Raw genomic sequence first — 13972 nt, 5'->3', positions numbered from 1 at the left:
CCATGCGCCAGACTGCATCAGGCCCTGCGGTGAGTTGAACCAGTGTGCCTGCCGTCCGGCGAATATTCCGCCCGTCGTCCATACGTTCGAATCCGAGAACCAGGCGTATGCCGTGCTTCTCGACCGCAACGATCCGGAGGAGGACGGCGTCATCTTCCGCATCGAGGAAGAGGAAGAGGAAGCCTTCCTCGTCGGCATCGAGGACGATGCGGAGTGGGAGCGCGTGACGGCTATCTACGAGCAGATCGCCAAGGAACAGAACGAAGGCAAATAAGCAGCAAAAGCAAAAGCCCGGCGGCCAGCCGGGCTTTTGCTTTTGGGAGCGGGATTGATTTCCTTAGAAAATCGCGGATTCCTCTACGATGACCTTCACATATTGGATGCTGCGGTCCTCGGGGCCTTTTACCGGAAGCCCGACTTCCACATGGTCGATGATATAATCGATGTTGGACTGGGAAATGACTTCTCCCGGAAGCAGGATCGGAATGCCGGGAGGATAGACATAAATGAATTCGGCGATGATCCGGCCGGCGGATTCCTTGAACGGAACGACCTCCGTCTCGCCGTAGAAAGCCTCGCGCGGCGTCAGGGACAGCTGCGGGATTTCCGGAATCTTCACGACCAGCTCCTGAACCTCGTCGACGCGCGGATAATGAGCCACCATGGCGCGCAGCGCTTCGACCAGCTGGCGGGTGGTATCTTCGGTGTCGCCCGGGGTAATAAGGCAGAGAATGTTGTACATATCCGACATTTCGACTTCAAGATTGAAGTTGTCCCGCAGCCAGTTCTCCGCGTCGTAGCCCGTAATGCCGAGATGACGGACGTGAATGGTCAATTTCGTCGGATCGTAATCGAATGTCGCTTCGCCGCCAAGGATCTCCTTGCCGAAGCAATAGAGGCCGTCGATTCCGTTGATCTCCGCCCGCGCCTTCTGGGCCAGCTCGATGGCCTTGTCCGCCATCTCGTAGCCGTTGACCGCGAGGTTGCGGCGGGAAGTATCCAGCGAGGCAAGCAGGATATAGGAAGTCGACGTCGTGGTCAGCATGCTGATGATCGTCTGCACCCGATGGGGATTGACGCGGCCGGCTTTCATGTTCAGCACGGAGCTCTGGGTCATGGAGCCGCCGAGCTTATGCACGCTCGTCGCAGCCATGTCCGCTCCGGCCTGCATCGCGCTCATCGGAAGCTTGTCGTTGAAGTGGATCAGGACGCCATGCGCCTCGTCGACGAGAACCGGTACGTCGTAGCTGTGGACGAGATCGACGATTTCCTTCAGATTGGCGCAGATGCCGAAATAGGTCGGGTTGATGACCAGCACGGCCTTCGCGTCCGGGTGGCGCTCAAGGGCGCGCCGAACCGAGCGCGTCGTGATGCCGTGGTCGATGCCGAGCTCGGCATCGCGGGCAGGCGATATGAACACCGGGCGCGCTCCGGCGAAGATGATGGCCGACATGATCGACTTGTGGACATTGCGCGGCACGATGATCTTGTCGCCTGGAGCGCAGACGGACAGAATCATCGTCATGATGGCGCCGCTTGTGCCTTGTACGGAAAAAAAGGTATAATCGGCTCCGAATGCATCGGCGGCCAGTATTTGGGATTCCTCGATGACGCCTGTCGGCTGATGAAGGTCATCCAAGGGAGCTATATTGATCAAATCGATCGACAAGGCGTTGTCGCCGATGAAGGCTCGGAATTCGGAATCGGTGCCTACTCCCTTCTTGTGCCCGGGAATATGGAACTGCAGGGGGTTGTTCTCTGCGTGGCGGCGAAGCGCGCTGAAGAGAGGCGTGCGTGTATGGTCCATCGCTATGATCCACAGCCTTTCAGATTCAGGTATACAAACAAAAATGAGTATAGCATGTACGGGGGGGAATGCAAGCATGCAAGCCCTCGCCGTCTCAGATCGGGAAAGGGGTTCGTCGCTGCTTGGAACTGAAGATGCCCGCGAACGGGAAAAAGATCATTCGCTCGCCGTTCGTCATTAAACTTCTTCTTATTATGTTCGGAGTCGAATTTGTCAAAGGAGCCGTGCTCGTATCGGTGCTCCCGGTGTATATGCGCGATGCCCTCGGGCTGTCCGCCTACGCCGTAGGCTGGGCGCTCGCGGCCCAATATATCGGCGACAACGCCTTCCGCAGCCCGCTCGGCTGGATCATCGACCGGATCGGCTACCGGACGGTCATGCTGCTCGGCGTGCTGTTCACCTGCATGTCCGTCGGGATCATCGCCTTCACCTCGGGCACCGGCTGGATCATTGCCGCCTGCGTGCTGCTCGGCGTCGGCACCTCGCCCCTATGGCCTTGCGTCATTACGGGGGCGACGGCCGTAGCCGGGAACGAGGCCGGCGGCAGCATGATGAGCGTCATCTATATGAGCTGGCTGATCGGCGTCGGCATGGGGCCGATCGTCATCAATTTCTTCATCATCAAAAGCTATGAGCCCGCCTTCTGGCTGATGGGGGCTATCCTGGTCCTCATCCTGCTCGTCACCTTGACTCTGCCCGGCCGCAGGGGATCGAGGGAAATCGAGGGCAAGCTCGAGGAGCAGGCGCCCCACGCATCGCGCGGACCGCTTATCCCGCGGATCCGCCGCTACTTCAAGAAGGTCGGCGAATCCCTGCATGCCAGCAAGCTGCTCTATCCCGCCATGTTCATCCAGAACTTCGCGCTCGGCTTGCTGACGCCTGTCCTGACGCAATATGCGCGGACGGTGCTGCATTTGACCCCGCAGCAGTACAGCGCTTATCTCGTTGCGGGGGGAGCGGTGACGGTGCTGGGCCTGATTCCGGTCGGCAAATGGGTGGACCGCTACGGCACCCGCTGGTTTCTGCATGTAGGCTTTCTCGTCGCGGCCGTAGCGCTGCCTCTGCTCGGCTATACGCGCCAGCTGACGCTTGTCCTGTTCGTCGTTGCGCTGGTCGGGCTCGGGTATGCCTGCATCATCCCGGCATGGAACGCACTGATCGCCAAGGCGATTCCGAAGGAGGAGCGAGGCGCGGTATGGGGCTTCTTCCTGACCATCGAAGGCCTCGGCATGGTGCTCGGCTCCATCATGTCCGGACGGCTCTGGGACAGCTACGGCTCCCATGCGCCGTTCCTCATCAGCGGCGGATCGCTCATTGTCCTGTTCGTCCTTCATCTGCTGATCATCCGCCGCGGCCGGATTTCCCTGGCCTAGCTGCCGGAAACGACAAGCAAGCCCCCCTGCAGGTCCTTGACGGGCCGGCAGGGGGGCTTTGTCGTGTCGGTTATTGTACAGCCAGCCGGTAGAGGGGCATGAGCGTCTCGACGACCTGCTCCGCGCGGGCGACGAAAGCTTCGCCGTCCGTCAGGAGAGGGTCATGCCGGTCGATATGGATGCCGCACAGAATTTCCGCTGCCTTGACGTTCTGCAGGCGCTCGAACAAGGAGGCGAGCTCTCCGGGAGCCAGGGCGGAACCTGCGACGGCGCCGGGAACGGTATGATCTCCCGACCAGACGTAGAAGTCCGGGATGGCGGAGTGGATGCTGTCCAGCTGCTTCAGGGCGTCTGCGGCGAAGGCAGCCTTGCCGGCAGCCTCGTAGATGACGGCGAACTGGATGAAGACATGAGTACCCCACAGGCCGATCTGGAAATGGGGATGAGCCTTGTAGCCGCGCTTGTTGGCGGCGAAAGCGACCCAGGTGTCGCTGGGGGGATTCACGGTTCTTCTGGCATGCTTGGCCACATGCGGGTAGAATTCAGTCCCGGCGAGCACGCTCAGCAGCGGGGCGATGCGGCGGCCCAGCTCTTCCAGCTTCGGGCGAATGCGGCCGATGAGCGCTTCCATCCGCGGCTCGAGACCCTGGATCTCGAATACGTCGAAGTCGCTTTGGGAAAATCCGGGAAACGGAGCGATGCGGCCGTCAGCCTGAGCGGCAGGAGCGGTTTGCGGCGCTGTGGCGGAGGTTGTCATAGAGTGTCGTCCCTTCGGGGGAAATAATGAGCCCCGCATTCCGCTCAAGCGGTCATGCCGGGGCTGTCTTGTCCATATAGTATACCACAGGGCAGGGCCGATATGGACAAGGCGGGGACGTTGATCAGGTAACCGCTTCCAATCGAGAGGGGGCGGCAGCCCTTTTCTTCAAAAATAGTCAATAAACCAAGTTGCCAGCACATAAGATGGAGTATAAACTACAGGTAAGAACAAATTGTCAGAACATTTGGTCAACATTATCCAGACAGGGAGGGATTGCCGTGAACAAAAGCTACGAAGTGGAGTATTGCAATTTGGAGCTGCGATTTGACCGCCGGCAAATCCAAAATCTCATTCGCGATTTGATTCATGAGGGGTATTCCCTGTATTGGAGCGAGACCGAGGCACAGTTCCTGATCTCCATCCGCACGGGAAGAAAGCTCGTCAAGCTGCGCTTCCAAAAAATGAAGAGCCGCTACAAAATCGTGGGGGATTATATCATCAAGGATGAGAAGCTGTCGGAATTAATCGAGAAGCTGATTGGCGATACCCGGGGCCATGCTGTCGTGAAGCGGATGAAGGACCGTCAGATCGTCATTGAAAATATCATGTTCGGCGAAATCATCCGATTGGTGGAGGTGTCGGGAATGGAGCACCGCATCATTTATCAAAAGCGTCCAGTCGTCACGCTGGAGGAGATTCTCAAGTCGTTCCAGTCGACTCGGGCCGAAGAGCGGGCTGCCGTTCTCCGCTACGAGCTGGATTACGAGCTGTGCGTGCTGCACGACGCTCTCAAGAGCGGCGACGAGGCGGCGGCCGACGAGAGCCGCGAGCGCCTGGCCGTCATGAGAAGCGAAATGCTTCAGCTGGAGCTGTAAGGCCGAGACGGAGAACGTCGTGGAGGCCTTCGGCTGGAGCTGCAAGGCCGAGACGGAGAACCATTGTCGGGACGAAGCCAATTTAAAACCTGCGGCCGCCGGCGAGCCTTGTGCTCCCGGCTTTTTTCGCGTTGCCGGACTGCCGTCAAAGGGGTCCCGTTTCGCGCCGATCGGTCGGATTGGAACTTGCCGCGGCATTTCCGGCCCAGGGTTCATCCAATATTCATCTGCTCCGGATTCGTTTCGGGAGGCGTTCATGGTACAATGACTTGCATAACGGAACAAAAAGGGTACACTAGTGGAAGTGCGTATCGCCTGTATAACTTAGCAAAGGAATGGTCAATATGTCGAAACAGCAGATCGGCGTCGTCGGCCTTGCCGTCATGGGCAAGAACCTCGCGCTTAACATTGAGAGCAAAGGCTTCACGGTATCGGTATACAACCGTTCCCGCGAAAAGACGGACGAGCTTGTCGCGGAATCCGCCGGCAAAAACCTGTTCCCTGCCTACACGATCGAAGAATTCGTCGCTTCCCTTGAAGTGCCGCGCAAAATCCTCATCATGGTCAAAGCCGGCCGTCCGACGGACGCCGTCATCGACGAGCTGGTTCCCCATCTGAGCGAAGGCGACATCATCATCGACGGCGGCAACGCCTACTTCCCTGACACGGAGCGCCGCAGCAAGGATCTCGAGGCCAAAGGCTTCCGCTTCGTCGGCGCCGGCGTTTCCGGCGGCGAAGAGGGCGCTTTGAAAGGGCCGGCGATCATGCCTGGCGGTCCTGAATCGGCCTACAAGCTCGTCGAGCCGATCCTGACCGGCATTTCCGCCAAAGTGAACGGCGACCCATGCTGCACGTACATCGGACCAGGCGGCGCCGGCCATTACGTCAAGATGGTCCACAACGGCATCGAGTACGGCGACATGCAGCTGATCACCGAAGCCTACCACCTTCTGAGCTCCGTGCTCGGCCTGTCCACGGACGAGCTGCACGAGATTTTCACGGAGTGGAACAAGGGCGAGCTGGACAGCTACCTGATCGAGATCACAGCCGACATCTTCTCCAAGAAGGATCCGGAGACGGGCAAAGCGATGGTCGACGTCATTCTCGACTCCGCCGGCCAAAAAGGTACGGGCAAATGGACGAGCCAAAGCGCTCTGGATCTCGGCGTGCCGCTGTCCATCATTACGCAGTCCGTCTTCTCCCGCTTCCTCTCCGCCATGAAGGAAGAGCGCGTCCATGCAAGCAAAGTGCTGAGCGGACCGCAAGCCGCTCCGTACCAAGGCGACAAGGCCGCATTCATCGAAGCGGTCCGCAAAGCCTTGTTCGCGAGCAAGATCTGCTCCTATGCCCAAGGCTTCGCCCAAATGCGCGCGGCTTCCGATGAGTTCGACTGGAACCTGCGCTACGGCGACATCGCCATGATCTTCCGCGGCGGCTGCATCATCCGCGCCCGCTTCCTGCAGAAGATCAAGGATGCGTACGATCGCGACGCGGGACTCAAAAACCTGCTGCTTGACGATTACTTCAAAGGTGTCGTAGAGGAGTATCAGGGCGCATGGCGCGAAGTCGTGACGGCTGCCGTAACGAGCGGCATTCCGGTTCCGGGCTTCTCCAGCGCGCTGGCCTACTTCGACAGCTATCGCACGGAGCGCCTGCCGGCCAACCTGCTTCAGGCGCAGCGCGACTACTTCGGCGCCCACACGTTCGAGCGTGTGGACAAGGAAGGAACGTTCCACTTCGAGTGGATGGAATCCAGCGAGGGCTGATGGCAAGCTGCGGGGATGGAGTCCAAGAGGAGGCCGGCGAGGCGTGGCGTCAGCCTTGCCTCTCCAAGCCGTGCAGAGCTTCGCGAAGCATGCCTCGCAGCCGGTCCGCCTCAAGCGGTCCGGTGCGCGGCGAAGCCAGCAGGCTCATGGCCGCTTCGGCGAATCCCCGATAGTTTTTGAGCAAGCGTGGCTGCGATAATTCCGCTAGGGCGGAATCTTCGTCGGCCACCTTTTTTTTGATATAATCCAGCGCCCACACGACATCTTCCCGGCATAATGACGATCCAGGATCGAGGATATGGCGAAGCTTGCGGGCTGATTGCGCCTGCGGTCCCTGTTCCATCGGCATGGCTGGCCGCCCTCCTTCAAGAGGTAGAATGATCTCCTCTATCCATATGGAAAAATAAGAATTTTATACCCTGTCTCTAGCAATTGATGATATGATATTTGAAAGATTGACATCGCATGGGAAGGTGTGAGCATCAGGTGGTCGGAGAAGATCAGCCCTCGCGCAGCAAAATCGTTCTCGTGGGCTTCATGGGAACCGGGAAATCCACCGTCGCGGGCCAGCTTGCCGCGCGCCTTGGATACGGCTGGACCGACACGGATTCCGAGGTGGTCGCCGAGGAGGGCTGCTCCATTGCGGAGCTGTTCGCCCGGCATGGCGAGCCTTATTTCCGCGAAGCGGAAACCCGGGCATTGACCCGGCTGCTGACAGCGGACACGCCCCTCGTCATCGCCACGGGCGGAGGAACGGTGCTGTCGGAAGCGAACCGCGAGCTGATGCTGCGGCATGGCTTCGTGGCCGCGCTGCGCGCGAGCGAAGCCGTCATCGTGCAGAGGGTCGCCGGCGACACGGCCAGACCACTGCTGGCCGGAGATCCGGCGGCCAAAGTACGCGAGCTTATGAAAGCCCGCAGCGGAGCCTATGACTTCGCCCAGCTGAGCGTGGATACGGACGGCCTGAATCCCGGTGCCGTCGCCGAATCCGTGTTGTCGGGCTACCTCGGTACTTCAGGGCTTTACCGCGTTTCAGAATAATTCCATTTCAATCCAGCATAAAGGGGAATACACTCCAATGGACGTGATCGTAACGCCTACGCCGGAGCTCAAGGGCAGCATCCAGGCGCTTTCATCCAAAAACTACACGACGCGGTATTTGCTTGTCGCCGCCCTGGCCGAAGGAACCAGCACGATCTACTATCCGGCGCATAGCGAGGACAGCGACGCCATGCGCCGCTGCATCCGCGATCTCGGAGCCGAGCTTCAGGAAGATGACGAGAAGATCGTCATCAAGGGCTTCGGGAGCTCCCCGCGCGACGTGAAGGAGCTCAATGTAGGCAACGCCGGAGCTGTGCTCCGCTTCCTGATGGGCATCGCCGCTCTCTGCCCGGAGGTGACGTTCGTGAACGCGTATCCCGACTCGCTCGGCAAGCGCCCGCATCATGACCTGATTGATTCCCTGCGCCAGATGGGCGTCGAGGTGGACGATCAGGAAGGCAAGCTGCCGATTACGATCCGCGGCGGCAGCCCCAAGGGCGGCCGCATCACCGTATCGGGCAGCGTCAGCTCGCAGTTTCTGAGCGCGCTGCTGTTCCTCGCGCCTCTCCTGAAGGAGGACAGCGAGATCCAGGTGCTGCATGACCTCAAGTCCAAAGTCGTCATCGGGCAGACGCTCGAAGTGCTGGAGGAGGCGGGAATTGTCATCCAAGCGTCCGAAGATCTCATGAGCTACCGAATTCCCGGAGGGCAGCGCTATGCCGCCCGGACGTACCGGGTGCAGGGCGATTATCCCGGATCGGCCGCCGTGCTGGCTGCTGCGGCGGTGACCCGCTCTGACGTCGTCATCCATGGGCTTCCGGAGAAGAGCCGCCAGGGCGAGCGCGCCGTCGTCGACGTGCTGCGCATGATGGAGGTGCCTCTGGAGCATAAGGACGGCGACATCCGGGTCCGCGGCAACGGACGCCTCAAGGCGGTTGAATTCGACGGAGACGCGGCGACCGACGCGGTGCTGGCCATGGTCGCGGCAGCCGTCCACGCCGAAGGCACCTCCCGGTTCTACAATGTCGAGAATCTCCGCTACAAGGAATGCGACCGCATCACCGACTACTTGGCGGAGCTCCGCAAGGCCGGCGCCGACGTCGAGGAGAAGCGCGACGAGATCATCGTGCACGGCAAGCCGGAAGGGCTCGAGGGCGGCGTGGAAATCAACGCCCATTACGACCACCGGGTCATCATGGCGCTGACCGTCGTCGGCCTGCGCTGCCGCAAGCCGCTGCGGATCAAGGATGCGCATCATGTCGCGAAGTCCTATCCGATCTATTTCGATCATTTGCAGGCGCTCGGCGCGCAGGTGGAATGGACGGAATCCAAGTAAATATTCTCTATCATGGTTAAGTTAACTTGAAAGGGAGGGCTTGCACATGGCATTTGAAAACCCCGCCAGGGACGAAATCAAGAAGCTTCTCGAACAGAATCCTGTCGTTGCCGTCGTCGGACTTTCCGACAACCCGGAGCGGACATCCCATTCCGTATCCGCCGCCATGAAGGAGCGGGGCTACCGGATCATTCCCGTCAATCCCGCAGCTCCCGCCATACTCGGCGAGACGAGCTACGCCTCGCTGCTGGACGTGCCGGAGCCGATCGGCATCGTGAACGTGTTCAGGCGCAGCGAGTTCACGCCTGACATCGCCCGCGAAGCGGTGCAGTCCGGCGCCAAGGTGCTCTGGCTGCAGCTCGGCGTCTACAGCGAGGAAGCGGCCGACATCGCCCAAGCGGGCGGCTTGACGGTCATCATGGACCGCTGCATCAAGGTCGAGGATTCCATTCTCCGGCCGGCGATCGGCGGCTAGACGGACTGGGGGAGCGTTTGCTTGCGACGCTGCCTTTCTCGAATGTGCCGGCATGGGGCAGGACCTTTGAGGGCCTGCCTTTTTGCTTTTGACAAAGGGAAATGAAACGCTTACCATACTCATAGACCTCGGGCGGAGCCGTCATATGCGGACGCGCGAGCGATCGGAATAGGAGGTCCAGCATGAAATTCATGGGCAATCTGCAGCAGCTCGGCCGTGCGGTCATGCTGCCGATGATCATTCTGCCTGCCGCAGCCATCTGCCTGAGCTTAAGCACGCTTCCATGGGAATCGGTCGGACTGCCGTCGCTGGGGGAATATTTATCCGTTGCCGGGTATTCGCTGTTCGCCTTCCTGCCGTATTTGTTCGCTGCCGGCGTTGCCTGGGGAACCTCCAGCAACGGGGGAGCATCGGCCTTGTCGGCGCTGGCGGGCATGTTCATCTATACGGGCATCGTCAAGTACAGCCACTACGATATCGAGCCGACCGTCCTCATCGGCGCGCTCATCGGCATGCTTTCGGGATACAGTTATGAACGATTCAAATCTATCCGGCTGCCCGAGTACATACAATTTTTCGGAGGGCCTCGTTTCGTCCCTCTCTTCGTCAGCTTCGTCTCGGTGCTGTTCTCGGTCGCGATGATCGGAATCGCTCCGCTGCTGGGCAAAGGACTGCTGCTGCTCGGAGACGTGGTATCCTCCGCCGGAGGCTTCGGAGTATTTCTGTATGGCTTCCTGCACCGCATTCTCGTCGTGTTCGGGCTTCATCATCTGCTCAACCACGTTTTCTGGTTCCAGGTCGGCGGCTTTCGGCTGCCGTCGGGCGAGATGGTGAACGGGGACCTGCCGCGCTTTTTTGCGGGAGATCCGACGGCCGGAGCGTTCATGGCGGGCTTGTACCCGACGATGATGTTCGCTCTCCCGGCCATCGCCATCGCCATCATCCAGGAGGCCAGGGAGGACCTCAAGCCGAAGATCCGCAAGACGTTCCTGACGGCTGCGCTTGCGTCGTTCCTGACCGGCGTGTCCGAGCCGGTCGAATTCGCCTTTCTGTTCGTCGCGCCCTACCTGTTCGTCATCCATGCGCTGCTGTCCGGCGTCATCATGTGGCTGGTCTACGAGCTGGGCATTCTGCACGGATTCTCTTTCTCGGCCGGAGCCATCGATTACATTCTGAACATGCATCTGGCCACGAAGGGTTGGCTGCTGCTTCCGATCGGCGTGATCGTGTTCATTCTGTACTATGGACTGTTCCGCTGGGCGATCCGGCGCTTCCGGATCCCGACGCCGGGCCGCGAGGAAGGATCGGCCCTCGACGACTGGGCGGAGGATATCCCGTCCAGGGCGCCGCTCATCCTCCAGGCGATCGGGGGCAAGGCCAACCTCGATACGATGGAAGCCTGCATCACGCGCCTGCGGCTGAAGCTGAAGAACGACCGCCTGCTGGACAACACGGCGCTGCGGGATCTGGGAGCTGCCGGCGTCATCCGGCTCGGCGGAGGCAACGTGCAGATCGTATTCGGCACGTTCTCGGAGCTGATCCGGGAAGAAATCGTCAAGACGATGCAGCGGGACTCCGCCCAGGTTTTATTCAGCTCTCCAGTTCAAGGCCGAATGATTCCGCTGGAGGAAGTGCCGGATCCGATCTTCTCCGGCAAGCTTGTCGGCGATGGAGTCGCCTTCCTGCCGGATCGGGGCGAGCTGGTGGCGCCGGTGCGCGGCAAGGTCATCATTTTATATCCGACGATGCATGCCATCGGCCTCCGCACCGAGGAAGGGCTGGAGGTGCTGCTCCATATCGGAATCGATACTTCCTCGCTCAAGGACGGCAGCTATTTCCAGGCAGCCGTGAAGGAAGGCGACGACGTTGCGCCCGGCCAGCTGCTCATTTCCTTTGATTTGCAGAAGCTGCGGGCGAAAAGCAAGTCGCTGGCCACTCCGATGGTCATCACGAATTCCCAGCTGGTCCGCTCCTGGGGCTTCGGAGCCTTCAAGTCGGTGAAGAAGGGGCAGTCGCCGGTCATGTCCGTAATGCTGAAAGAACGCAAGGATAGTCATGTTGGAGGGATCAGGCCATGATGCAAGGAATCGGAGCTTCTTCCGGGATCGCGATCGGGAAATGTTTTGTGCTGCCGAACTGGGAATGGGATTTGCCGGAGCAAAGAATCGACGTCGCGGATCTTGCCCGCGAATTCGAGCGGCTGTACGAAGGCATCCGCACCTCCAAGGTCGAGATCGAGCAGATGAAGGATGAGCTGCGGGAGGTTGTCGGCCCGGATGAGCGGAGCATTTTCGATGCCCATCTCGCGATACTCGACGATCCCGTCTTCATGAACGAGATTCAGGGGATGATCGAGCGGCAGTACAAAGCGGCCGAGGTGGCGGTCAAGGAAGCGATCGACCATTTCGTCACGATGTTCGACTTGCTTGACGACGAATACATGAAGGAGCGGGCGCTGGATATCAAGGATGTCGGCAACCGCCTCCTCAAGCATCTGCTCGGCGCGCCCGAGATTACGCTGCCCTCGGACACGCAGCCGTACATCCTCGTCGCCAAGGAGCTGTCTCCTTCGCAGCTTGCCCATATCAATCCTCAGAACGTGCTCGGCATCGCCACTTTCGGCGGCAGCACAACCTCGCATTCCGCGATCATGGCCCGGGCGCTCGGCATTCCGCTCATCGTGGGACTCGACAGCAGGCTGGAAGAGAGCATCGCGACCGGGGACGTCCTGATCATCGACGGATCTACGGGGTATGTGGAGCTCAATCCGGGCGAGGAAGCCGTCCAGGCGTTCGCGGCTCTGCGCAGCCGCCAGACCGAAGAGCATGACCGGCTGCTCGGCATCGCCCATCTCGACACGTCCACCCCGGACGGCAAGCATCTGGAGCTGTCGGCCAACATCAGCTCGCTCAAGGAGCTTGAAGTCGCTCTCACGAGCGGAGCGCACGGCGTCGGCCTGTTCCGGACCGAGTTCCTATACATGGACCGCACCCGCTTCCCCAAGGAAGAGGAGCAGTATGAGGTGTACCGGAGCGTAGCCGAGAAGCTCGACGGGAAGCCGCTGATCATCCGCACGCTGGATATCGGGGGCGACAAGCATCTGGACTACTTCGAGCTTCCGGAGGAAGAGAATCCGTTCCTTGGCTACCGGGCGATCCGGATCAGCCTCGATCGCAAGGATCTGTTCAAGACCCAGCTGCGGGCGATTCTGAGGGCGTCCCATTACGGCAATGTGAAGGTGATGTACCCGTTGATCTCTTCCGTGGAGGAGGTCAGAGCTGCCAACGCCCTGCTCCGCGAGTCGATGCAGGAGCTCGAGGCGGAGGGCAAGCCTTACAACAAGGCGATACCCGCAGGAATCATGATCGAGCTTCCGGCTGCGGTCATGATCGCCGATCTGCTGGCCCGCGAAGTCGATTTCTTCAGCATCGGGACGAATGACCTCGTCCAGTTCACGCTGGCTGTCGACCGGATGAACGATAAAATCTCGCATCTGTACGAGCCGCTCCATCCAGCCGTTCTGCGCATGCTGCGGACGACGGTGGAGGCTGCGCGGGCGGCGGGCATCCACGTCGGCGTATGCGGCGAGCTGGCCGGTGACGCCAGGGCGCTTCCCGTCTGGCTCGGCATGGATGTCGACGAGCTGAGCATGTCGTCGCATTCCATTCTCCATGTCAAGGAGCGGCTGCTGCAGACGACCCAGCGGGACAGCCGGAACGTATATGCGGAAGTGATGGCTTGCGGCACGACCTCCGAGGTCAAGCGGCTGCTGGAGCTGAGCAGGGACAACGCAGACGGCTCCAAGGTAAGGACGGCTGCCGGAAGCGAATGACGGCAGCTCAAAAAGAACCCTTGCTTCGGCAAGGGTTCTTTTTCCTTCCATTCGCTGCGAACAGGACAGCTTCAGCTCCGCTGCTTCAGCGCCTCTACGAATGCCTTCGCATAAGGCGGCAGGTCGGGCGGACGGCGCGCGGAGACGAGGTTGCCGTCGACGACGACCGCTTCATCCACCCAGCGCGCTCCGGCATTTTCCATATCGTCCCGGATGCCTGGAGTCGAGGTCACCGTACGGCCTTGCAGAATCTTGGCGGAAACGAGCACCCAGCCCGCATGGCAGATCTGGCCGATCGGCTTGCCGCCGGCGTCCATTTCCTGCACGAGCTTCAGCACTTCGGGGTAGCGGCGGATTTTGTCCGGCGCCCATCCTCCCGGGACGAGAAGGCCGTCGATGCCGCCGGGTTCGAGCTCGCCGTAGGACAGATCGGCCGTTGCCGGCACGCCGTATTTGCCGATATGGACCTTTCCTTTTTCCGGACCGGCGAACAGAACCTCCGCTCCTTCTTCACGCACGCGGTAGACGGGGTACCACAGCTCGAGATCCTCGAATTCATCGTCGATCAGGCAGATGACGCGCTTTCCTTGCAAGGTCAACTTGCATTCCTCCTCTGTAAGGCCTGTCTCGGGATAGGCCGGGCTCTCGGTTCATTGTAAGGCAGCCGGCCCGGAGGCGCAAACGGCTTTCAGATCCTGCCGATCCCC

At 60.3% G+C, this 13972-nt stretch carries 13 protein-coding genes; 9 read left to right on the top strand and 4 right to left on the bottom strand.

The genetic code is table 11. The features are described from left to right. Positions 1–16: 16 nt before the first annotated feature. On the top strand, positions 17–274 hold the full coding sequence (locus tag BN871_RS13655) for a DUF1292 domain-containing protein (protein WP_048746613.1): 258 nt from the start codon (positions 17–19) through the stop codon (positions 272–274). Between the two features lie 63 nt (positions 275–337). On the opposite strand, the gene BN871_RS13650 is transcribed toward BN871_RS13655, so the two are convergent. Then, positions 338–1807 (bottom strand): aminotransferase class I/II-fold pyridoxal phosphate-dependent enzyme, encoded by a 1470-nt coding sequence (locus BN871_RS13650; protein WP_048746612.1) that lies wholly within the window; start codon positions 1805–1807, stop codon positions 338–340. A gap of 122 nt (positions 1808–1929) precedes the next feature. On the opposite strand from BN871_RS13650, the gene BN871_RS13645 reads away from it, so the two are divergent. Then, positions 1930–3180, top strand: coding sequence for an MFS transporter (locus BN871_RS13645; RefSeq protein WP_232313040.1), 1251 nt, complete (start codon positions 1930–1932; stop codon positions 3178–3180). Between the two features lie 70 nt (positions 3181–3250). On the opposite strand, the gene BN871_RS13640 is transcribed toward BN871_RS13645, so the two are convergent. After that, a complete protein-coding gene (locus BN871_RS13640) occupies positions 3251–3937 on the bottom strand; it encodes a YktB family protein (RefSeq protein ID WP_083436433.1) in 687 nt (228 codons plus the stop codon). Between the two features lie 281 nt (positions 3938–4218). Here BN871_RS13640 and BN871_RS13635 point away from each other — a divergent pair, with 281 nt between their 5' ends. Together BN871_RS13635 and gndA are read left to right on the top strand one after the other, a co-directional pair. Then, the gene (locus BN871_RS13635) at positions 4219–4815 is read left to right on the top strand and encodes a hypothetical protein (RefSeq protein ID WP_021877190.1); all 597 of its coding nucleotides are present in this window, start codon (positions 4219–4221) and stop codon (positions 4813–4815) included. 344 nt (positions 4816–5159) lie between these two features. Next, positions 5160–6581: an NADP-dependent phosphogluconate dehydrogenase gene (gene gndA, locus BN871_RS13630; protein WP_048746608.1), complete on the top strand. Its 1422-nt coding sequence runs from the start codon at positions 5160–5162 to the stop codon at positions 6579–6581. 49 nt (positions 6582–6630) lie between these two features. On the opposite strand, the gene BN871_RS13625 is transcribed toward gndA, so the two are convergent. Next, entirely contained in the window at positions 6631–6930 is a 300-nt protein-coding gene (locus BN871_RS13625) for a hypothetical protein (protein WP_048746607.1), read from the bottom strand. Between the two features lie 137 nt (positions 6931–7067). Between BN871_RS13625 and BN871_RS13620 the strand changes: the two genes are divergently transcribed. The 5 genes from BN871_RS13620 (at position 7068) to ptsP (ending at position 13265) form a co-directional block, all read left to right on the top strand. Next, positions 7068–7622 (top strand): shikimate kinase, encoded by a 555-nt coding sequence (locus tag BN871_RS13620; RefSeq protein WP_232313038.1) that lies wholly within the window; start codon positions 7068–7070, stop codon positions 7620–7622. A gap of 37 nt (positions 7623–7659) precedes the next feature. Next, positions 7660–8958: a 3-phosphoshikimate 1-carboxyvinyltransferase gene (gene aroA, locus BN871_RS13615; RefSeq protein WP_048746604.1), complete on the top strand. Its 1299-nt coding sequence runs from the start codon at positions 7660–7662 to the stop codon at positions 8956–8958. 46 nt (positions 8959–9004) lie between these two features. Beyond that, a complete protein-coding gene (locus BN871_RS13610) occupies positions 9005–9433 on the top strand; it encodes a CoA-binding protein (RefSeq protein ID WP_048746601.1) in 429 nt (142 codons plus the stop codon). Positions 9434–9615: 182 nt separating this feature from the next. Then, on the top strand, positions 9616–11511 hold the full coding sequence (locus tag BN871_RS13605; RefSeq protein WP_048746599.1) for a glucose PTS transporter subunit IIA: 1896 nt from the start codon (positions 9616–9618) through the stop codon (positions 11509–11511). Beyond that, positions 11508–13265, top strand: a complete 1758-nt coding sequence (gene ptsP, locus BN871_RS13600; protein WP_021878344.1) for a phosphoenolpyruvate--protein phosphotransferase — start codon at positions 11508–11510, stop codon at positions 13263–13265. Before BN871_RS13605 ends, ptsP begins: the two co-directional genes overlap by 4 nt. 71 nt (positions 13266–13336) lie before the next feature. Here the strand turns inward: ptsP and BN871_RS13595 are convergent, their stop codons facing one another. Then, positions 13337–13864 carry a type 1 glutamine amidotransferase domain-containing protein gene (locus BN871_RS13595; protein ID WP_021878345.1) on the bottom strand — a complete coding sequence of 176 codons (528 nt, stop codon included), beginning with the start codon at positions 13862–13864 and terminating at the stop codon, positions 13337–13339. Positions 13865–13972 lie beyond the last annotated feature (108 nt).

Source organism: Paenibacillus sp. P22 (assembly GCF_000469945.2).
GTDB lineage: Bacteria > Bacillota > Bacilli > Paenibacillales > Paenibacillaceae > Paenibacillus_O > Paenibacillus_O humicus.
This window is presented reverse-complemented; position numbering and strand designations above follow the sequence as displayed.

What these genes read in the sequence shown, in the direction of transcription:
- gndA (WP_048746608.1), top strand. Translation starts at nt 5,160, where the DNA reads ATGTCGAAACAGCAGATCGGCGTCGTCGGCCTTGCCGTCATGGGCAAG.
- aroA (WP_048746604.1), top strand. Translation starts at nt 7,660, where the DNA reads ATGGACGTGATCGTAACGCCTACGCCGGAGCTCAAGGGCAGCATCCAG.
- ptsP (WP_021878344.1), top strand. Translation starts at nt 11,508, where the DNA reads ATGATGCAAGGAATCGGAGCTTCTTCCGGGATCGCGATCGGGAAATGT.
- BN871_RS13610 (WP_048746601.1), top strand. Translation starts at nt 9,005, where the DNA reads ATGGCATTTGAAAACCCCGCCAGGGACGAAATCAAGAAGCTTCTCGAA.
- BN871_RS13605 (WP_048746599.1), top strand. Translation starts at nt 9,616, where the DNA reads ATGAAATTCATGGGCAATCTGCAGCAGCTCGGCCGTGCGGTCATGCTG.
- BN871_RS13640 (WP_083436433.1), bottom strand. Translation starts at nt 3,937, where the DNA reads ATGACAACCTCCGCCACAGCGCCGCAAACCGCTCCTGCCGCTCAGGCT.
- BN871_RS13625 (WP_048746607.1), bottom strand. Translation starts at nt 6,930, where the DNA reads ATGCCGATGGAACAGGGACCGCAGGCGCAATCAGCCCGCAAGCTTCGC.
- BN871_RS13650 (WP_048746612.1), bottom strand. Translation starts at nt 1,807, where the DNA reads ATGGACCATACACGCACGCCTCTCTTCAGCGCGCTTCGCCGCCACGCA.